This window comes from Streptomyces sp. G7(2002), from assembly GCF_028870195.1.
Lineage (GTDB): Bacteria > Actinomycetota > Actinomycetes > Streptomycetales > Streptomycetaceae > Streptomyces > Streptomyces nigrescens.
The window spans coordinates 6499433-6518410 of sequence record NZ_CP102609.1 but is presented as its reverse complement, the minus strand read 5'-3'; the positions used below and the strand labels follow the sequence as shown (position 1 = coordinate 6518410).

17 protein-coding genes are annotated in these 18978 nt (G+C 71.9%); 7 read left to right on the top strand and 10 right to left on the bottom strand.

The features are described from left to right. Positions 1-276: 276 nt before the first annotated feature. The 5 genes from NUT86_RS27865 to NUT86_RS27845 all read right to left on the bottom strand — a co-directional run bounded on the left by NUT86_RS27865 (position 277) and on the right by NUT86_RS27845 (position 6104). Positions 277-1530 (bottom strand): styrene monooxygenase/indole monooxygenase family protein, encoded by a 1254-nt coding sequence (locus tag NUT86_RS27865; RefSeq protein ID WP_159486173.1) that lies wholly within the window; start codon positions 1528-1530, stop codon positions 277-279. 78 nt (positions 1531-1608) lie between these two features. Beyond that, positions 1609-2226 carry a GTP-binding protein gene (locus tag NUT86_RS27860; RefSeq protein WP_018087441.1) on the bottom strand — a complete coding sequence of 206 codons (618 nt, stop codon included), beginning with the start codon at positions 2224-2226 and terminating at the stop codon, positions 1609-1611. Positions 2227-2263: 37 nt separating this feature from the next. Then, positions 2264-2662 carry a DUF742 domain-containing protein gene (locus NUT86_RS27855; protein ID WP_026169253.1) on the bottom strand — a complete coding sequence of 133 codons (399 nt, stop codon included), beginning with the start codon at positions 2660-2662 and terminating at the stop codon, positions 2264-2266. Further along, positions 2659-3150, bottom strand: a complete 492-nt coding sequence (locus NUT86_RS27850) for a roadblock/LC7 domain-containing protein (RefSeq protein WP_266450226.1) — start codon at positions 3148-3150, stop codon at positions 2659-2661. The genes NUT86_RS27855 and NUT86_RS27850 overlap by 4 nt, the downstream gene beginning before the upstream one ends. Then, entirely contained in the window at positions 3147-6104 is a 2958-nt protein-coding gene (locus tag NUT86_RS27845) for a sensor histidine kinase (protein WP_274738146.1), read from the bottom strand. Before NUT86_RS27845 ends, NUT86_RS27850 begins: the two co-directional genes overlap by 4 nt. A gap of 619 nt (positions 6105-6723) precedes the next feature. On the opposite strand from NUT86_RS27845, the gene NUT86_RS27840 reads away from it, so the two are divergent. After that, positions 6724-7569, top strand: coding sequence for a hypothetical protein (locus NUT86_RS27840; protein ID WP_274738144.1), 846 nt, complete (start codon positions 6724-6726; stop codon positions 7567-7569). A gap of 153 nt (positions 7570-7722) precedes the next feature. Here the strand turns inward: NUT86_RS27840 and NUT86_RS27835 are convergent, their stop codons facing one another. Further along, positions 7723-8226, bottom strand: a complete 504-nt coding sequence (locus NUT86_RS27835; protein WP_018087446.1) for a MarR family winged helix-turn-helix transcriptional regulator — start codon at positions 8224-8226, stop codon at positions 7723-7725. Between the two features lie 284 nt (positions 8227-8510). Between NUT86_RS27835 and NUT86_RS27830 the strand changes: the two genes are divergently transcribed. Beyond that, entirely contained in the window at positions 8511-9368 is an 858-nt protein-coding gene (locus NUT86_RS27830) for a lysozyme (protein WP_159486179.1), read from the top strand. Between the two features lie 109 nt (positions 9369-9477). On the opposite strand, the gene lon is transcribed toward NUT86_RS27830, so the two are convergent. Both lon and NUT86_RS27820 read right to left on the bottom strand, forming a co-directional pair. Continuing rightward, entirely contained in the window at positions 9478-11886 is a 2409-nt protein-coding gene (lon, locus tag NUT86_RS27825) for an endopeptidase La (RefSeq protein WP_274738142.1), read from the bottom strand. A gap of 202 nt (positions 11887-12088) precedes the next feature. Next, positions 12089-12922, bottom strand: a complete 834-nt coding sequence (locus tag NUT86_RS27820; RefSeq protein WP_266450219.1) for a pentapeptide repeat-containing protein — start codon at positions 12920-12922, stop codon at positions 12089-12091. Positions 12923-13098: 176 nt separating this feature from the next. On the opposite strand from NUT86_RS27820, the gene NUT86_RS27815 reads away from it, so the two are divergent. Together NUT86_RS27815 and NUT86_RS27810 are read left to right on the top strand one after the other, a co-directional pair. Beyond that, positions 13099-13596, top strand: coding sequence for a YfbM family protein (locus NUT86_RS27815; RefSeq protein WP_159489042.1), 498 nt, complete (start codon positions 13099-13101; stop codon positions 13594-13596). Positions 13597-13677: 81 nt separating this feature from the next. After that, positions 13678-14232 carry a hypothetical protein gene (locus NUT86_RS27810; protein WP_018087451.1) on the top strand — a complete coding sequence of 185 codons (555 nt, stop codon included), beginning with the start codon at positions 13678-13680 and terminating at the stop codon, positions 14230-14232. 107 nt (positions 14233-14339) lie between these two features. Here the strand turns inward: NUT86_RS27810 and NUT86_RS27805 are convergent, their stop codons facing one another. Then, complete coding sequence (locus NUT86_RS27805; RefSeq protein ID WP_266450217.1) at positions 14340-14798, bottom strand: DUF4279 domain-containing protein; 459 nt, start codon at positions 14796-14798, stop codon at positions 14340-14342. 163 nt (positions 14799-14961) lie between these two features. Then, the gene (locus NUT86_RS27800) at positions 14962-15822 is read right to left on the bottom strand and encodes a rhomboid-like protein (RefSeq protein ID WP_274738140.1); all 861 of its coding nucleotides are present in this window, start codon (positions 15820-15822) and stop codon (positions 14962-14964) included. A gap of 277 nt (positions 15823-16099) precedes the next feature. Here NUT86_RS27800 and NUT86_RS27795 point away from each other — a divergent pair, with 277 nt between their 5' ends. The 3 genes from NUT86_RS27795 to NUT86_RS27785 all read left to right on the top strand — a co-directional run bounded on the left by NUT86_RS27795 (position 16100) and on the right by NUT86_RS27785 (position 18809). Next, positions 16100-16864, top strand: coding sequence for a spermidine synthase (locus NUT86_RS27795; RefSeq protein WP_266450215.1), 765 nt, complete (start codon positions 16100-16102; stop codon positions 16862-16864). A 74-nt stretch (positions 16865-16938) separates the two neighbouring features. After that, positions 16939-17679 carry a response regulator transcription factor gene (locus NUT86_RS27790; RefSeq protein ID WP_018087455.1) on the top strand — a complete coding sequence of 247 codons (741 nt, stop codon included), beginning with the start codon at positions 16939-16941 and terminating at the stop codon, positions 17677-17679. Beyond that, on the top strand, positions 17676-18809 hold the full coding sequence (locus NUT86_RS27785; RefSeq protein ID WP_018087456.1) for a HAMP domain-containing sensor histidine kinase: 1134 nt from the start codon (positions 17676-17678) through the stop codon (positions 18807-18809). Before NUT86_RS27790 ends, NUT86_RS27785 begins: the two co-directional genes overlap by 4 nt. Positions 18810-18978: the final 169 nt, after the last annotated feature.

Sequence of the window (18978 nt, the reverse complement as noted above, 5' to 3'; positions counted from 1 at the left end):
CAGAAACTCACCGGCCGCCACCCCATATGCCCCACTCCCCCACCAGGGACAGCCGCGGCAACCACATGAGGTGGCGGGCCGGAGGGGGTGGTGTGCGGGACGTAAAGCGAAGCAGTCCCGCACACCACCCCCGGAGGCCCGCCACCGCCACCACAACGAACCCCGCGCCGCGGCGGCATCCCGCAAAAAACAACCCTCCCCACCGAAGGTGGGGAGGGCCAAGCACGGCGGTGCCACCCGCCCACGTGGGAAGAAAGCCCCCACCGCAGGTGGTTTTCAGCCGGTCAACGAACCCAAATACGCATTCGTCTTCTCCGGCTCATAGAAGAAGTTCTCGAAGTCGGACGGATCGTTGAACCCGTTGGCGAAACGGTCGGCGACCGGCTGCAGCTGACCGGCCGCGCCGATGAGGTTCAGAATGTGCTCCGGCGGCGGCGCCAGCATCGCGTTCGTCCACTTGGTGACGTGCTGGGCGGTGGTCCAGTAGCGCTCGAAGGTGGTCCGCATCCAATCCCCGTCGAAGGGCCGGTCACCGCGCTCGACGATGGAGGCGAGGTAGGAGGCGGCACACTTGGACGCCGAGTTGGAGCCCTGGCCGGTGATCGGGTCGTTGGCGACCACGACATCCGCGACACCGAGCACCAGACCGCCGGAGGGCAGCGTGCCGACGGGGTTGCGCACGGTGGGGGCGTAGCGGCCGGCCAGCGTGCCGTTGGCGTCGGTCAGTTCGACCTTGGTGGCGCGGGCGTACTCCCAGGGCAGGAACTTCTCCATCAGTTCCAGCGTCGTGGCGAGGTGCTCATCGGGGTCCTTGACGCCCTGGAAGACATCCAGCGGGCCGCCGGGTATGCCCTCCCAGAAGAGGATGTCGGCGCGGCCGGAGACCGTGTACGTCGGCATGACGAACAGCTCACCGACACCGGGCACCAGGTTGCAGCGCACCGCGTCGTAGTCGGGGTGCTCGGGGCGCGGGCCCAGACCGTGGACGTAGGCGACGGCCAGTGCGCGCTGCGGGGCGTCGTACGGGGAGCGCTCGGGGTTCCGGCCGAACATGGACACCAGCTCGCCCTTGCCGGCCGAGACCAGCGTCAGGTCGTAGCGGCTCGCGAAGAAGTCGAGGTCGGAGACGGCCGCGCCATGGATGACGAGCTGACCGCCGCGCTGTGCGAAGGTCTCCATCCAGCCGGCCATCTTCACCCGCTGGTCGACGGACTGGGCGTAGCCGTCCAGCTTGCCGACCCAGTCGATGGCGCGCTGCGAGCCCTCGGGCGACTCGTGGCTGCCGGGCGCGGCGACCGAGACGCCGAGGCCCTCGATGCGCGGGGCCTGGCTCTCCCAGAAGTTGATCTGGAGGTCGCGCTCGTGCTGGAGCGCGGTGTCGAACATGCACTGCGTCGACATCACCCGGCCGGCACGGATCTCGTCGGCGGTGCGGTTGGACATGAGGGTGACCTCATAGCCCTGCGACTGGAGACCCAGGGCGAGCTGGAGACCGGACTGGCCGGCTCCGACGATGAGTATTTTCCGCATGGCGGGCTCTTCTCTATTACTGCTGGTTCTTCGGAGGTGAGTGTGGGGGGGGGGAGGGGCGCGACCCAACGGGTCCGGTTACTCCGGTGCGGTCTCCAGTGCGTGGCCGACCAGTGCGAGCAGCGACTCGATCACCGTGGTCCGCTTCCGCGCATCCATGATCACTACGGGTACCTGCGGCGGCACGGTCAGCGCGTCGCGGACGTGCTCGACGGCGAAGGACTCGGTCCCCTCGAAGTGGTTGACCGCGACGACGTACGGCAGTCCGCAGCTCTCGAAGTAGTCGAGCGCCGGAAAACAGTCCTCCAGGCGGCGGGTGTCGGCCATCACGATCGCGCCGATCGCGCCGCGCACCAGGTCGTCCCACATGAACCAGAAGCGCTGCTGTCCGGGCGTGCCGAACAGGTACAGCACCAGTTCCTGGTCGAGGGTGATCCGCCCGAAGTCCATCGCGACCGTGGTCGTGGTCTTCTCCGGGGTGGCGGTCAGATCGTCCGTATCGGCGCTGGCCTGCGTCATCACCGCTTCGGTCTGGAGCGGGGTGATCTCCGAGACCGATCCGACGAACGTGGTCTTGCCGACACCGAAGCCGCCCGCCACCACGATCTTGGTGGCGATCGGTGCCCGCGAACGGTCCGTCTGCCAGCTCTGCAGCCCCGCGTCGGCGGCCGTGGCCGCCGGGTCGGCCTGACCCACGGAACCGGCGGTCGCCGTCGATCCGGCCGATATCGTGTCAGAGCCTGTGAAGTCCACTCAGCACCCTTTCGAGCAGCGCGCGGTCGGGCCGGCCGGTGCCGTGCCCGGTGCCGTAGACGCGAATCTTTCCCTGGTCGGCGAGGTCGCTGAGCAGTACACGGACCACGCCCAGCGGCATCTTGAGGAGCGCGGAGATCTCCGCGACCGAGCGCATCCGGCGGCACAGCTCGACGATCGCCCGCATCTCCGGCATCACCCGGTCGCCCCAGCCGCCGGAGGTGAGCTCGCGGCGCTCCTCGGGCGCCTCCAGCGCGGCCACGAACGTCTCGACGAGCAGCACATGGCCGAACCGTGTCCGTCCGCCGGTGAGCGAGTACGGCCGCACGCGCGAGGGTTTCCGGTCCCCACGTACGGGGAGTTTTGGACTACTACTCACTGGGCGCTCTCCATCGACTTGCGCAATTCGCTGCGGAGTTCGGGGGTGAGGACATGGCCGGCCCGGCCGACGAACAGCGCCATGTGGTAGGCGATGACGTTCATGTCGCAGTCCGGGGTGGCATGCACACCGAGCAGCGAACCGTCGCTGATCGACATGACGAACAGGCTGCCCTCGTCCATCGTGATCATCGTCTGCTTGACCGACCCGCCGTCCATGAGCTTCGCGGCACCGTTGGTGAGACTGCCGAGCCCGGACACGATGGTGGCCAGATCCGCGCTGGATCCCCGCGGGCCGTCAGTCCCCGGCTGTGCCACCTCGTCCGCCCGGCCGGGGTCGGACGACAGCAGCAGCAGGCCGTCGGAGGAGACCACCGCGACCGAGCGGATACCTGGCACCTCGTCCACCAGGTTGGTCAGCAGCCAGTGCAGATTTCGTGCCTGGCTGCTCAGGCCTTGTCCGTAAGCAGTGGGCGCTTGCGCATTCAATCGCGTGCCTCCTCGACAACGTGGCTCTCTCCCGGGGCCCCCGCTCCGTCGGTGTCCGTCTGTGGGATGGTCTGCTCCGCTGTACTTCCCGCAATCTCGGCCTCGACTTCACGTCGGCCGACTCGCGCCCCCGCCTGAAAACCGCCGAGCCGGCGCCGCAGCGCCTCGGCGTTGGCCGCTCCGCTCTTGCGCGGGGCGGCGGGCGCCTGTTGCTGCGCCACGACCTTGGGCGTGCGCTTGGGCAGCCCCATCTCGGTCGTCCGCTGCTTCCCCGCGGGCGGGGCGGCAGCGGTCTGTGGGTCGGCCGGTGTGCCGGCCGGGGACGCGTCGGCCGGTGCCGCCGCGTCCGTGGGTGCCGCGTCCGTCCCGGCGCGCGTGTGCTGGTCCGGACCGATGGCGTACGGATCGGCCGCGGGCGCGTCGGACGTGTCGGGCCCGGAGGCCGGGGCGGCATGCCGTCCGGTGTCCGCGGGCGCCGGTTCCCCTGCCGGGAGCGGCTCCTCCTCGGGGCGCACATGCTCACCGCTGCCGCTGGTGGTCGCGCCGTACGGGCCGGGCGACCGCGGGCCGTACGGGCTCGGTTCGGACGCGGCGTACGTGGTGGGGCCGGACGGCTGCTGCGCGGCGGGCGCCGGTGCCGGTTCGGCCGGGGCGCCGAGCCCGGCGGCGTCGATCGCGCGTTCCGCGGCGGCGACGAACGGGTCGGCGGCGGGCGTCGGGTCCGCGTCCGCAGTGCCCTCCTGGCCGCTGCCCGGTACGGCGTCAGGCCGCTCACCGGCCCGGGGGGTGTCCTGGGCCGGGACCGCGGCGGGGGCCGCCGCGCCGTCCACCGCGGCCGCTTCGGCCCGCGACGCCCGCGCCGGCAGCGCGTTGGAGTTCGCCTCGGCGACCGAACCGGGCAGGCTCGGGGTGTGCGTCACCTCCCGGGACGCGGTGGCCGAGGAGGCCGTCGGACCCGGGCGGGTGGGCAGGATCGAGCCGGGCAGCACGATGACGGCGGTGACGCCGCCCTGCTTGGCGTCCCGCAGCTGGACCCGGACACCGTGCCGGGCGGCCAGCCGCACCACGACGTACAGCCCGAGGCCCAGCGCCTCGTCGATGGTCTCCGAGGACGAGGCGGCGTCGACGTCCGCCAGCCGCTCGTTGAGTTCGGCCATCCGCTCCGAGGTCATCCCTATGCCCTCGTCCTGGACCGAGAGCATGACCTCGCCGCTCTCCAGCAGCCAGCCGGACAGCTCCACATGGGCGTTCGGCGGCGAGAACGCGGTGGCGTTCTCCAGGAGTTCGGCGACCAGGTGGCTGAGGTCGTCCGCGGCGAACCCGGCGACCTGGGAGTGCGGCGGCAGCGACTGGATGCGCACCCGCTCGTACCGCTCGATCTCGCTGATCGCGGCGCGCAGCACATCCAGCAGCGGCACCGGGCCCTGGTGGTTGGTGCTGTGCTGTTCCGCGCCCGCGAGGACGAGGAGGTTCTCGCTGTTGCGGCGCATCCGCGCGGCGAAGTGGTCCAGCTTGAAGAGGGTTTCCAGCCGCTCCGGGTCCTGCTCGCTCTCCTCCAGCGACTCGATGACGTTGAGCTGGCGCTCCACGAGACCGAGGGTGCGCAGCGAGAGGTTGACGAACCGGCCGTGCACACCGTTGTGCAGGGCGGCCAGCCGCTCGGTGAGATCGGCGATCTCCTCCTTGAGCGTCTCGCCCTGCTCCTGGAGCACCTCGCGCTCGGCGACCAGCCGCTGCCGGCCGCCGATCAGCCGCTTGCGCTCGCCCTCCAGTTCGGTGGTGCGCCGCGCCAGCTCGCCGACCTGGGCGTGCAGCGCGTTGACGGACCGTACGGCGGCGGCGAATTCGTCGTTGCGGCCCTTGTAGGTGATGGGCTCCTCGTGCGCGGGGTCCGCGGCCACCCGCTTGGCGCCGATCCGCAGCGCCGCGAGCGGCTGGGTCAGGGAGCGGGCGGCCCAGACACCGACACCGACGGCCAGCAGCAGGCACAGCGCTTCCAGACCGATGCGGATCTCCAGCTCCGCCACCTCGTCGTCGCGCAGCGCGCCGAGCCGCTGGATGTCGGCGGTGGCCATGGCGGATTCGACGCCCCGCATCAGTCCGACGCGGGTGGTGAGGGTGCTCTGGACCCGCTGGCGGCTGAGCCGCAGATCGAGGGCGTCCAGCCGGGGCTGGTCGGTCAGCCGGGTCAGATAGCGCTCGGCGGTGTTGACCTCCGCGCCGTTGACGGTGCGGTCGTAACGGTCCTGGCCGGCCTGGCTCGCGGTCTGCCGGAAGTCGCCCAGCGCGCCCTGTTCCCGGAGGTGGGCGACCTGGGCGAGGGTGGTCAGCCGGGGCTGGCTGCCGCCCGCGTTGAGCCCGGCGAGCAGCAGGGCACGGGTGCCCGCGGCCTGTTCGGCGGCGCGGCCGAGGGCGGGCAGCGCGCGGGTGTCGGCGTCGGCGGAGTCCGCGCGGGCCGGCAGTCCACGGGCGATGTCGTCGCTGATCGCACCGAGTGCCTGGAGGGCCTCGGTGTAGGCGTTATAGGTCTGCTCGGCCGATCCGGGCCCCGACAGCGCCTTTTGACGGGTTTGCGGCAGTGCGGCCAGCAGCTTGGCGGCGGTCCGGTAGACGGCGGTGTCGCCCGAGGCGTCCTGGGCCTCGGAGCGCAGCTCGTCGATCTGCCGGTCCACACGGGCGCGCTGGGGCCGGGCGGCCGCGGCGCCGTCGGTTCCGGCGCCGCCCGTTCCCGCGGCGGTACGGCTGCCGCGTCCGGTGGCGGCATACGCGGTCATGGCGTCGCGTTCATCGGCGAGGGAGTGCGCGAGCGCGATGGCGCGGGCGTTCAGCTCGGCGAGATCGACCAGTTGCTGGCCGGTGTTGGCGTGGTCGGCCGTCGCCGCCAGGCCGGGGGCGCCGGCGCCGATGACGGCGGCGGCCACCACGGCCACCGCCCCGACCAGCCGGTTGCGCACTCGCGCGGGACGCCGTCCCGTGGGCTCCTCACTGCCCGTCGTGTCCGGGCCCTTACCAGGAGCCGAGCCCGTGCCCGTTCCCGGGATCGAACCGGCCGGTGAACCCGGCTTCCCTGCGCCGCCTCGAAGCCGCATCTTCCGCACCGCTGCTCGCATTCCTGTCTCGCCTGCTCACGCCCTGTGGCGTCGCGGACCCGGCTCGCTCTCCGCTCGCGGAGCGGACCTGCGCGAGGACCGCAGCAGCGCACACTTCCGCGAAGGGAAACAGCCCGGCTCTGCGCGTCGCGACGAATGTCCTGACCTCACCCCAATGATCCGGGCAACGACCATTCCACCGGCGCCGCGCAGTGGCTCGGCAACACATGCCCGGCCACCTGAAGGAGTGAACATCACTCGGAGTTTGACCATCAACTTCCGCGCACCCGCGATTTCTGCCGCAACCCCTAGCAACCCCCGAACGGGTTTGGAGATGCGTCCCGGTCCTGGAAGGATGCGCGCCCGCATGCCGCCGGCCCGCTGACCCGTACTCCCGGTAAGCCCCCCGGCCGACCGGGCGCCGACGCCGCCGCGGGCCCCCGCCGACCGGGGCGGGACCCCCGCCTCCGGCAGACTTCCGGCTATGCACATCGCACTCGCCACCGAGCCGGGCGATCCCCAACGCCCAAACGAGGACTACGCATCGGTAGCCCTGCCGGCCTCCGGTCAGGGCGGAGCTCTGGTCCTGCTGGACGGTGTGACACCGCCGGAAGGGGACTACGGATGTGCGCACGGGGTGCCGTGGTTCACCGCGCGGCTCGGTGGCGCAATGCTCGAACTGTCGGTTTCACACCGGGATATGACGCTCCCTGAGGCTCTCGCCGCGGCCATCTCCCGGACAGCTGACGGCCACCGGGGCACCTGTGACCTTTCTCACGTCCGCACTCCGCAGGCAACCGTGATCGCCGCGCGGTGGTCCGGGGTCACCGTGGAGTACCTCGTCCTGTCCGATTCGGTGCTCCTTCTGGAGCGGGCGGACGGCTCGGTGGATCCGGTGCTCGACTCCCGGCTGGACGAACTGCCGCCCGCGGTCCGGGACCTGCGGGCCGCCGTACGGGCGCTGCCCCGCGGTTCGGCGGAACGGGCCGCGGCGGGGCGGGAGTACGGCCGCGCGGTCGAGGCGCTGCGCAATGCGGAGGGCGGCTTCTTCACCGCTGCCGCCGATCCGGCGGTGGCCGCCCGCGCGGTGACCGGCAGTACCCCGCGCGCCGGCCTCCGCTCCCTGACCGCCCTCAGCGACGGCGCGAGCCGCTGGGTCGAGGTCTTCCGGGAGGGCTCCTGGGCGGGCTGTGTGGCCCTGGTGTCCCGGCAGGGTCCCCAGGCGCTGATCGACCGGGTGCGGGCCGCGGAGGCGGCGGACCCGGCGTGCGCGGCGTTTGCGCGCGGCAAGGCGCGGGACGACGCGGCGGTGATTTTTGTGGCGCCGTGACAACCACCGGCGGGCGGGTTTCCTTTCCTGTCGCGGGGGAACGGCCCCGCGGCGGTACGGTCCGGCGGCGGTCGCCACGGCTGCGACCAGGGGTTTCCGCGATGTCCCGCCGCTCTTGCGGGGCTGACGCGGAACCCGGTGAAACGGCGGCCGCTACGCCTCGTCGCCCTCCTGCTCCGCGTTCAGCCTGTGCAGCAGCCGGGCGAGTTCGGCGACCTCGCCGCGGTCCCAGGAGGCGAGGCGGCGGGCGTACCGGGCGCGGCGGCCGGTGCGGACGCGGGTGAAGCGCTCGCGGCCCTCGTCGGTGATGCGCACCAGGACCGCGCGGCCGTCCGCCGGGTCCGGTTCGCGGGCGACGAGTCCGAGCTTCTCCAGGGCGTGCAGCTGGCGGCTCATCGTGGCCTTGCCGACCCCGAAGTAGCCGGCGAGGTCGGTGGCGCGCTGGGAGCCGGCATCGGCCAGCCGCACGAGGAGGCCGTATGCGGCGGGCTCCAGATCGGGATGCACCTCTCGTGCCAATTCGCCGGAAGAGGCACGCGCCCGGCGGAGAAATACCGCCAATTCACGTTCCAGGGCGAGAAATACGTGGTCCACACCAGTCGGCTCGCCGTCCGCCGTCGTCCCGTCGGCTCCGGTGTTGTGCACGTCAGCGCCCATTCCCGTGTTTCCTCACCTGAAAGTTTCCGCCATCGGCGGCCGAAGCCGCAGCTCGGCCAGTATTTCGCAGGATTAGACCAACGGCAGCCCAGCGACCCTCTTTTGTCACGTCGGTCTACGCGCGTACCGTGATTTCTGGCATGGCCATACCAAGCGGCCCGGGTATCCGCCGCGTGTCATGCACCTCGCACATCGGTGTCTCTGCACGCCTGCGCCATGCCGTCAGCTCCTCTCTCCGCTCCTCCCCCCTCAGGTCATCCCCACCGAGATCTTCGGAGGCACGTATGTCCGTGCTCAGATCCGGCTCCCCCCACCGCCCCGCACGCTCCCTCGCGACCGTGGCCGGGATCCTGCTCACCCTCGTCTCCCTCCTCCTCGGCCTGCCCGGCACCGCCGGCGCCGCGGCCGTGAAGCGCGCACCGGAACCCACCCACCCCGGTCAGGACTGGGCCGGTTCCCAGATCGCCCGGCACGAGGGCACGGCGGCCGGCGGCGCACCGCCGGCCGCCGCGCTCGCCTCCGTCGAAGGGGTGGACGTCAGCAGCCACAACGGCAATGTCGCCTGGTCGACCCTCTGGAACAGCGGCGTCCGCTTCGCCTATGTCAAGGCGACGGAGTCCACCAGCTACACCAATCCGTACTTCGCGCAGCAGTACAACGGCTCCTACAACGCCGGGATGATCCGCGGCGCCTACCACTTCGCCACCCCCAACACCTCCAGCGGCGCCGCCCAGGCCAAGTACTTCGCCGACCACGGCGGCGGCTGGTCCAAGGACGGCAAGACCCTGCCCGGCGCGCTCGACATGGAGTACAACCCCTACGGCGCGACCTGTTACGGGCTGAGCGCGGCCGGCCTGGTCAACTGGATGAAGGACTGGTTCGCCACCTACAAGGCGCGTACCGGCCGGGACGCCGTCCTCTACACCTCCACCAGCTGGTGGAAACAGTGCACCGGCAACTCCGCCGCCTTCGGCGCCGTCAACCCGCTGTGGATCCCGCGCTACGGCTCCTCGGCCGGTGAACTCCCGGCCGGCTGGGGCTTCCACACCATCTGGCAGTACACCTCCACCGGCCCGACGGTCGGTGACCACAACCGCTTCAACGGCTCGATGGACCGGCTCCGGGCGCTGGCGAACGGCTAGCACACCCCGGCGAACGGCCAGGACGTCTCCGCACACGCGGACGCGCCCCGAGACCGGCGCGGCGGCCGGTCCGGCCCCTCTGCGGGAGCCGGACCGGCCGTCGTCGTCCTCACGCCGCGGCCGGGACCTCAGACGCCGCCCCGTTCGACGCCGGTGTCAGCGCCAGCTCCAGCACCTGGCGGACATCGGCGACCGGGTGGACCTCCAGGGAGGCGAGGATCTCGGCCGGCACATCGTCCAGGTCCGGTTCGTTGCGCCGGGGGATGATGACGGTGCCGATGCCGGCCCGGTGCGCCGCCAGCAGCTTCTGCTTGACCCCGCCGACGGGCAGCACCCGCCCGGTCAGCGAGACCTCACCGGTCATCGCCACATCCGGCCGGACCTGCCGGCCCGACAGCAGCGAGGCCAGCGCCGTCGTCATCGTCACGCCCGCGCTCGGCCCGTCCTTGGGGACCGCGCCCGCCGGTACGTGCAGATGCACTCCGCGCTCCTTCAGGTCGGCGACCGGGAGCTCCAGTTCCGCGCCGTGGGAGCGCAGGAACGACAGCGCGATATGCGCGGACTCCTTCATCACGTCACCGAGCTGGCCGGTCAGCTGGAGCCCGGACGCGCCGGTCTCCGGATCGGCGAGTGAGGCCTCCACATAGAGCACATCGCCGCCGGCGCCGGTGACCGCGAGGCCGGTGACCACACCGGGCACCGCGGTGCGCCGCTCGGCCGGGTCCTGGGCCGACTCGGGGGTGTGGTGCGGCCGCCCGATCAGCGGGCGCAGCTGGTCCACTCCGACCGTGAACGGCAGCTTCCGCTCCCCCAGTTCGTGCTGTGCGGTGACCTTGCGCAGCAGCCTGGCGACCGTGCGCTCCAGATTCCGTACGCCCGCCTCGCGGGTGTATTCGCCCGCCAGCTTGCGCAGCGTCTCGTCCTCCAGGGTCACCTCGCCGGGCTCCAGACCGGCCCGCTCCAGCTGGCGCGGCAGCAGATGGTCCCGGGCGATGACCACCTTCTCGTCCTCCGTGTAGCCGTCCAGCCGGACCAGCTCCATACGGTCGAGCAGCGGCTCGGGGATGGCTTCGAGGACGTTGGCGGTGGCCAGGAAGACCACATCGCTGAGGTCGAGTTCGACCTCCAGGTAGTGGTCGCGGAAGGTGTGGTTCTGCGCCGGGTCCAGGACCTCCAGGAGGGCGGCGGCCGGGTCGCCCCGGAAGTCGGAGCCCACCTTGTCGATCTCGTCGAGCAGCACCACCGGGTTCATCGACCCGGCCTCCTTGACGGCCCGGACGATCCGGCCGGGCAGCGCGCCGACGTACGTACGGCGGTGGCCGCGGATCTCCGCCTCGTCCCGGACACCGCCGAGCGCGACCCGGACGAACTTGCGGCCCATGGCCCGCGCCACGGACTCGCCGAGCGAGGTTTTGCCGACCCCTGGCGGCCCGACGAGCGCCAGCACGGCTCCTCCGCGACGGCCGCCGATGAGACCGAGGCCCCGCTCGGCCCGCCGCTTGCGGACGGCCAGGTATTCGGTGATCCGCTCCTTGACGTCCTCCAGGCCGGCGTGGTCGGCGTCCAGGACCTCCTTGGCGCCGGCGATGTCGTAGGCGTCCTCGGTCCGTTCGTTCCACGGCAGTTCGAGGACGGTGTCCAGCCAGGTGCGGATCCAGGAGCCCTCGGGGCTCTGGTCGCTGGACCGCTCCAGCTTGTCGACCTCCTTGAGGGCGGCCTTGCGGACGTCCTCGGGCAGGTCGGCGGCCTCGACCCGGGCGCGGTAGTCGTCGCCCTCGTCCTCCGGATCGCCGTTGAGTCCGGCGAGTTCCTTGCGGACCGCCTCCAGCTGCCGCCGCAGCAGGAACTCCCGCTGCTGCTTGTCGACGCCTTCCTGGACGTCCTTGGCGATGGACTCGGCGACGTCCTGCTCGGCGAGGTGCTCACGCAGCGCCTCGGTGGCGGACTTCAGCCGTGCGACCGGGTCGACGGTCTCCAGCAGCCGGACCTTCTGTTCGGTGGTCAGGAACGGCGAATAGCCGGAGTTGTCGGCGAGCGTCGGCACGTCCTCGATCTGCTGGACGCGGTCGACGACCTGCCAGGCGCCGCGCTTGCGCAGCCAGCTGGTGGCCAGCGCCTTGTATTCCGTGACGAGTTCGGCCACCGCTCCGGGCAGCGGATCGGGGACCTGCTCCTCGACGGTGGTGCCCTCCACCCAGAGCGCGGCACCGGGCCCGGTGGTGCCCGAACCGATCCGCACCCGGCCCAGGCCCCGGATCAGCGCGCCGGGATCGCCGTCGGACAGCCGCCCGACCTGCTCGATCCGCCCGAGCGTGCCGATCCCCGCGTACTCCCCGTCGATGCGGGGCACAAGCAGCACCCGCGGTTTGTTACCCGAGGAGGCGGCGGCCTGTGCGGCCTCCACCGCCGCCCGTACGTCCGCGTCGGACAGGTCCAGAGGCACCACCATGCCGGGGAGCACGACCTCGTCATCGAGGGGCAGCACGGGCAGAGTGAGCGATGTGGACGTCGAAGCCATGATCTCCCCTTCGGCAAGCAAGTTGAGCTTTACTCACTCAATGCCGTTGGGCCGGGGGATGTTCCCCCGGGTGCGTTCGCTGTGAGCGATCAGGGAGTTGCCGCCGCCGGGCGGGGCCGCGGCGATCCGGGGGCACGGCCGGGCGCGCACCCGTTGATCAACGACGGTCCGGCGGGGAGCGAGCCGGACCGCAGCGGGCTCGCTACCAGTGAGCGGGGCGGGTCAGGGTCTGCGGCAGCTCGGTGGCGGCGTCGCCCTTGGCCGCATTGAGCTGCGACTGGGTGAGGAAGAGGGCGCCGGTGAGATCGGCGCCGGAGAGGTCGGCGGCGCGGAGATCGGCGCCGATCAGGTCCGCGGTGCGCAGATCGGCGCCCTTGAGGTCGGCGGCGATCAGGTAGGCCCCACGGAGGTTGGCGCCCCGGAGGTTGGCGCCCTTGAGGCGGGCCCCCACGAGGTCGGCGCCCCGCCGCTCCTTCTTGCGGCCCGGGATCCCGGCCCGTACGAGTTCGCTGGTGCGCAGCAGGAGGGCGTTGACCTCGCCCCGGTGGGCGGGCACGTCCAGCCCGGTGAGCTCCTCGGCGCCGGCGCGGGTGAGGCGTTCGGTCTCCTCCAGGGCGGCGCGCAGATCGGCGTGGACCGGGCGGGCCGCCGGCCGGCTCAGCGCCTCGGCCAGGTACCAGAGGAGTTCGTGCAGCTGCCGCATGACGGGGAAGACGTCGAACATCTGCCGGGCGGTCCCCGGGGCCTGCCGCCAGTCCTGCCCGCCGAAGGTGACCTGGGAGACCTTCTGTCCGGCGCCGAAGCAGTCGAAGACGGTGCAGCCGGAGAAACCGCGCGGGCGCAGCTCGCTGTGGATACCGCAGCGGAAGTCCGTCCGCAGGTTCGGGCAGGGCCGGCCGGCGTCCTTGTCGATCGCGAAGTCCGCCGAGGCCGCGAACGGCAGCGCGACACAGCACAGCCCGAAGCAGCTGCCGCAGTCGGACTGCAGGCCGAGTTCCCCGACGTCCGGAATCGATGGCTTGCGTTCTGGGGACAAGGTGCGTGTACTCCTGCGACCGGCGGGCACCGCACGAGCCGTGCCCGGAAGGGACCGCCATTCTCCCAGCCGGCGCAGAGCCGCCGCGCCGGGCCGGTTCCTCTCGCTGCGGCCGGGGCCTTCCCGGCGCTCACCGGGCGTTGTCAGTGGTCGCCCCTAGCCTCGGGACCATGAGCATGATCGGAGAGTACGCGCGTGTCACTCCTGCCGAACTCGACCGCGCCCTGGGCGATCCGGAGTGGGCGCTGAAGCTGGTCAGCGGGCGGATGGAAGCCGAAGCCGCACAGTGCCCGGAGCCCGCGCCGGCGCGCTGCCTGGACATCGACAAGGCCTGGGACGCCCTCGGGTTCCTGCTGCGCCGCACGTCCTTCCCGGTGGACATCGTCCATGGCGAGGAGGCCGTCCCGGAAGCCGACGACTGGGGCTACGGTCCGCCCCGTTACCTCACCCCCGAGCAGGTGCGAGGCGCCGCGGAGGCGCTGGCGGGGATATCCGCGGAGAGCCTGACGGCCGGTGTCGGCCCGGCGGACCTCGCCGCGGCGGAGGTGTATCCGGTGATCGTCTGGGAGCGGGGCGAGCCACTGGACTATGTCAGCGCGCACTACGAGCTGTTGCGGCCCTTCTTCCGCGCGGCGGCGGACGAGGGGGACGGCATGCTCATGTGGCTCGGATAGCGGCGGACGGTCCGGGCGGATCCGCGCGGAAAGCCCGTCGCGACCGTCCTCACACCCCGTCATGACTGCTACCTTCACCGCATGTTGCAGCGGATGTCCGGAGTTTTCATCGGCGCATTCTTCGGGACGGTCTTCGTGGTCGCCAACGCCCACGACCCGCTGAATCCGGCGATCGGTATCGCCCTCCGGGTGCTCGCGGTGCTCACCTTCGCCGGGCTGCTCACGCTCGCGCTGCTGGCGGGGCGCCGCGGCCGGCCCGCGCCGGACGATGCCGAGGCACCTCAGGCGGACTGGTTCCGGGGGAAGTTCGCGTTCGTCGTGGGGGCCGAGGCGGTGCTGCTGATCGGCGGCAATCTCGCGCTGCGGGCGGCGGGCGCTCCCGAGCAGACCGCCGTGGCCTGGATCGCGCTGATCGTCGGTCTGCACTTCGTCGCGCTGATGGCGGTCTGGAAGCGGCGCAGCATCGCCGTCCCCGGCGCCACGCTGACCGCGCTCGGCGCGACCGGTCTGGGCATGGCGGCCACCTCCGCCGTGGCCTGGGTGCCGTTCGTCAGCGGAGTGCTCTCCGGTGTGGCGCTCCTGGGCGGCTGCGCCTACGCGATCACCCACACCTACCGGTCGACGGCGCGGCCGTAGCTCCTGCCGTCCGGACCGGCCGAGCCACGGGACGCCCGGCTTCCGCATGCTGCTGTCAAGCCGCCGGAATACGGCTCATTCGCCCAGGTGAGTACGGAGCCGCGTGCTCACCCGGCGTCGTTGTCTCCGGCCATGTCGTACTCGTCGACGTCGAGCGCGGCGCCGGTGGCACCGAGGAAGTCCAGGACCCTGCGGTCCAGATGCCAGCCGAGGAGGTTGGGGACATCGGCGGTGCCGGGCCGGGCGCGGTCGGTGTCGTTGAAGCGGCGCACCACTTGAAGCACTGCTCCGCCGCCGGTGCCGGCCAGATGCCGGGTGAGATCGGCGATGCGGTCCGTGTGGGCCTGGAGCCTGTCGAGAATGCGGGTGATCTGCTCGTCGACGCGCAGGCCCGGTTCCCGGCAGACGACCATCCACGAGTGATCGACCGGAACCGTCACCGGCTCGGTGAACCGGCTGCCGCGAACGGTTACCTCGTCAGGACTGATGCCCAGCTGGGAGGTCATGTCGTCCGCCGAGGTGTGCCGGCTGAACAGCGCGAAGTAGGCGTACTGGTCCGGTGCCATCCCGCAGAGGATAGCCGCGCGGGAAGTGGGCCGCCTGTGGTGATGCGTGCCCCGGCAGTCAGGCAGCCGCGGTGACCGGAGGTGCGCGCCACACCCAGCCCCCTGGGCGACCCCACCCTGCGCAGAGCTCGGCCAACTCGCACAAGGCAGAGCCGCCTGACGCTCAGTACGTCCGCGCGCCCCGCAGGGCGGGGTGGCCCAGATCGCCGAGGAGCGGCGCGGCCGCGGCACGGTGGTCGCGCCAGCGGCGCAGCAGCGGCCAGCTCGCCACGCCCAGGGCGAGCGAGAGCAGATGCCCCCAGTCGCTCAGCGGGTCCACGTAGGCGAGCAGATCCGTCAGGGCCACATAGCCGACGCCGGCCAGCAGAGGCCAGCGCGACCAGGCGGGCAGCAGGCCGGCGAGGGCTCCGGTGCAGGTCATCACGCCGAAGCTGATGCCGTAGTCGAGGCGGTGCAGCGAGCTCTCCGGCAGCCGGCCGGCGGCGACCGAGAAGGCGACGGGCAGTTCGGTGGCGAGGGTGGCGAGCACATGGCCGCCGAAGAAGACCGCGACGGTACGCAGCGCGCCGACCCGCCGCTCCAGCGCCGTCAGGACGAAGAGGAAGGCGACGGCGTACCCGGAGGCCATCCCGCCGGCGATCCACAAGGCGCTGGCGACCAGCACCAGCAGCGGGGCCTGGGCGAGATGGACGACATCGGTGCTGGAGCCGCGCAGGAGTTCGGAGACCAGCCCCGGGTCGGCGTACTCGGCGAAGAGCGAAGTGGCCGCGAGGAGCACGGCGTAGCCGAAGGTGAAGGGGGTGCCGAGGGGGGTGGGGAGCAGCCTCCAGGGCCGCCAACGCACCGCCGCATCAGGGGTGTTCGGCCCTTCCGCAACGGCGCCGGCCCGGGCCGTCCGGCCCCCGCGCTGCCGGGGGATGCCGGCCAGCAGGCCCGGCGTCCCGCCCGGACCGGTGTCCGGTCCCGGCGCGGCGGCCGGTTCACGACCGGTCCGTATTCTCCCTGCGGTTCCCAGCCAGCTCACAGTCCGAGGCCCCTTCCGTCCTGGCGCATCCGGTGAGCCACGCCCGTGTCCCTCGGCCGTGAATCTCTGCCCTGCTCTACGTCCCGGACCACCCTGCACGCTCAACCCATGAAGAACCTGTGAGAGTGATATCCATCACATGAGGCAACCGTCAGCAGATACTTCACGTCCGGGTATCCGGCGGCGAATACCGCCCAAAAGCGACCACCGAAGCGGCACCCGAGCGACCGCCCCAAAGCGTTGGACCGGCGCACCCCGTATTGGCCACCATGGCGCCATGGCTCCCGTGACACCGACGCAGGCAACGACCGGCGCCCCCGAGGCCCCGCGCACGCTCGACCGCCGCGAGGGTCCGTACGGCGAGGTGGTGCTGCGGCAACGGGCCGAACCCCCCGCAGCCCCCGGAACCGACGGCTCCGGCACCCCCGGGTCACCGGTGATCTACGAGATCATCGCCAACGGCTGCTTCCTGATGGACACCTCCGACGGCCGGTCCGAGCGGCTGCTGATCGACGCCGCGCTGGACGCGCTGCCGGCCGGCCGCCCCCGCCCCTCCGTGCTGATCGGCGGCCTCGGCGTCGGCTTCTCCCTGGCCCGTGCGGCCCAGCAGCCGCACTGGGGCCGGATCGTCGTCGTCGAGCGCGAGGAGGCGGTCATCGACTGGCACCGCACGGGCCCGCTGTCGGCCGTCTCGGCGGCCGCGCTGGCCGATCCGCGCAGCGAGATCCTGCACACCGACCTGGTCGCCCATCTGCGGACCGACGCGGACCAGGACACCTACGACGCCCTGTGCCTGGACATCGACAACGGCCCCGACTGGACCGTCACCGAGGACAACGACAGCCTCTACTCCCCCGACGGGCTCGCCGCCTGCCGCGACCGTCTGACGCCCGGCGGAGTGCTCGCCGTCTGGTCCGCGCAGCCCTCGCCGGCCTTCGAGGACGCACTGCGAAATGCCGGTTTCAGCGGGGTACATACGGAAGAGATCCCCGTTGTCCGAGGCGTCCCCGACGCGGTCCATCTCGCGCGGAAGGGCGCGTAGCCGACAGTCACACCATGCCCGTACGCTGCTGCCCAGCAATACGCGACCACGCAGGGGACATGCAGGGGCGGGCGATGGACCAGACTCAGACAACGCAGGGCGGCGCCGCCGCGGCCACGCCGGGAGCCCAGCGCCGGGTCCTGGTCGTGGAGGACGACCCGACGATCGTCGAGGCCATCGCGGCCCGGCTGCGCGCCGAGGGCTTCCAGGTGCAGACGGCCACCGACGGCCCGGCCGCCGTGGACACCGCCGAGGCCTGGCAGCCCGATCTGCTGGTCCTCGATGTGATGCTGCCGGGCTTCGACGGCCTGGAGGTGTGCCGCCGGGTCCAGGCGCAGCGCCCGGTGCCGGTGATGATGCTCACCGCCCGGGACGACGAGACCGACATGCTGGTGGGCCTCGGCGTCGGCGCCGACGACTACATGACCAAGCCGTTCTCGATGCGGGAGCTGGCCGCCCGGGTGCATGTCCTGCTGCGCCGGGTCGAGCGCGCCGCACTGGCCGCCCACACCCCCCGCAGCGGCATCCTCCGGCTGGGTGAGCTGGAGATCGACCACGCCCAGCGCCGGGTCCGGGTGCGCGGCGCTGACGTCCATCTGACGCCCACCGAGTTCGATCTGCTGGTCTGCCTGGCGAACACCCCGCGCGCGGTGCTCTCCCGTGAGCAGCTGCTGGCCGAGGTGTGGGACTGGGCGGACGCCTCCGGGACCCGTACGGTCGACAGCCACATCAAGGCGCTGCGCCGCAAGATCGGCGCCGAGCGGATCCGCACGGTCCACGGCGTCGGATACGCCCTGGAGACCCCGTCCGCATGACGCGGTGGCCATGCACCCCCCTGCGCGAGCTGTGGCAGCGGGTCTGGGAGGGCCTGCGCCCGCTGGACCCGTACCGCTCGGTCAAGGCCGCGCTCGGGGCACTGGTCAGCGTCTCGGTGATCATCACCACACTGCTGGTGTTCGTCGCGATGCACTCGGCGACCGAGCTGCGGGTGATCACGATCTTCTCGATCATCGCCTCGCTGCTGATCACCCAGTTCGTGGCCAACAGCCTGACCGCCCCGCTCGACGAGATGACGGACGTCACCCGGTCGATGGCGCACGGTAACTACAGCCGCCGGGTCCGCTCGGAGCGCCGTGACGAGTTCGGCGACCTGGCGAACGCCTTCAACCGGATGGCCGCCGACCTGGAAGCGGTGGACACCCACCGCAAGGAACTGGTCGCCAATGTCTCGCACGAGCTGCGCACCCCCATCGCCGCGCTCCGTGCCGTCCTGGAGAACGTCGTCGACGGCGTCTGCGAGCCGGACCCGGAGACCATGCGCACGGCGCTGAAGCAGACCGAGCGGCTGGGCCGCCTGGTCGAGCACCTCCTGGACCTGTCCCGGCTGGACAACGGCGTGGTGCCGCTGCACTCCCGCCGCTTCGAGGTCTGGCCGTATCTGTCCGGGGTGCTCAAGGAGGCCAACATGAGCCGGGGCGCCGCCACCCTGTCGGGGCTGTCAGGGGTGGCCGGCTCCGGCACCCACACCCGTACGGACGTCCATCTGCACCTCGATGTCTCGCCGCCGGAGCTGACCGCGCACGCGGACGCCGAGCGGCTGCACCAGGTCGTCGCCAATCTCATCGACAACGCGATCAAGCACAGCCCCCGGCACGGCCGGGTCACGGTGCACGCACGGCGGGGCGAGGGGCCGCAGAGCCTGGTGCTGGAGGTGCAGGACGAGGGCCCCGGCATCCCCGAGGCGGAGCGCTACCGGGTCTTCGAGCGGTTCAACCGCGGCGGTCCGGCCCCCTCGGGCCCCGGCACCGACGGCGGTACGGGCCTGGGCCTGGCGATCGCGCGCTGGGCGGTGGACCTGCACGGCGGACGCATCGGCGTGGCCGAGTCGCCGCGCGGCTGCCGGATCCGGGTCACTCTTCCGGGGCTGGAGTCAGCTCGAAGCTGACGGCCGCTGACGTAGGGTCGATGGTGGAAACACTCCGCAGCGGGTGTGGTGGCGATCACTCGTACCCGCACAGAGGCAAACTTCGTGTGTTTCCCGCCAAGTCATGCCCTGAAACCCGACCGGGAATGTGACGTACGCGACGAGTACCCCTCCCGGCCTGCACCAAGGG

Excerpts from the sequence above, each read along its gene's own strand:
- NUT86_RS27865 (WP_159486173.1), bottom strand. The coding sequence starts at position 1,530 with ATGCGGAAAATACTCATCGTCGGAGCCGGCCAGTCCGGTCTCCAGCTC.
- NUT86_RS27840 (WP_274738144.1), top strand. The coding sequence starts at position 6,724 with ATGCACATCGCACTCGCCACCGAGCCGGGCGATCCCCAACGCCCAAAC.
- NUT86_RS27835 (WP_018087446.1), bottom strand. The coding sequence starts at position 8,226 with ATGGGCGCTGACGTGCACAACACCGGAGCCGACGGGACGACGGCGGAC.
- NUT86_RS27830 (WP_159486179.1), top strand. The coding sequence starts at position 8,511 with ATGTCCGTGCTCAGATCCGGCTCCCCCCACCGCCCCGCACGCTCCCTC.
- lon (WP_274738142.1), bottom strand. The coding sequence starts at position 11,886 with ATGGCTTCGACGTCCACATCGCTCACTCTGCCCGTGCTGCCCCTCGAT.
- NUT86_RS27815 (WP_159489042.1), top strand. The coding sequence starts at position 13,099 with ATGATCGGAGAGTACGCGCGTGTCACTCCTGCCGAACTCGACCGCGCC.
- NUT86_RS27810 (WP_018087451.1), top strand. The coding sequence starts at position 13,678 with ATGTTGCAGCGGATGTCCGGAGTTTTCATCGGCGCATTCTTCGGGACG.
- NUT86_RS27805 (WP_266450217.1), bottom strand. The coding sequence starts at position 14,798 with ATGGCACCGGACCAGTACGCCTACTTCGCGCTGTTCAGCCGGCACACC.
- NUT86_RS27795 (WP_266450215.1), top strand. The coding sequence starts at position 16,100 with ATGGCTCCCGTGACACCGACGCAGGCAACGACCGGCGCCCCCGAGGCC.
- NUT86_RS27790 (WP_018087455.1), top strand. The coding sequence starts at position 16,939 with ATGGACCAGACTCAGACAACGCAGGGCGGCGCCGCCGCGGCCACGCCG.
- NUT86_RS27785 (WP_018087456.1), top strand. The coding sequence starts at position 17,676 with ATGACGCGGTGGCCATGCACCCCCCTGCGCGAGCTGTGGCAGCGGGTC.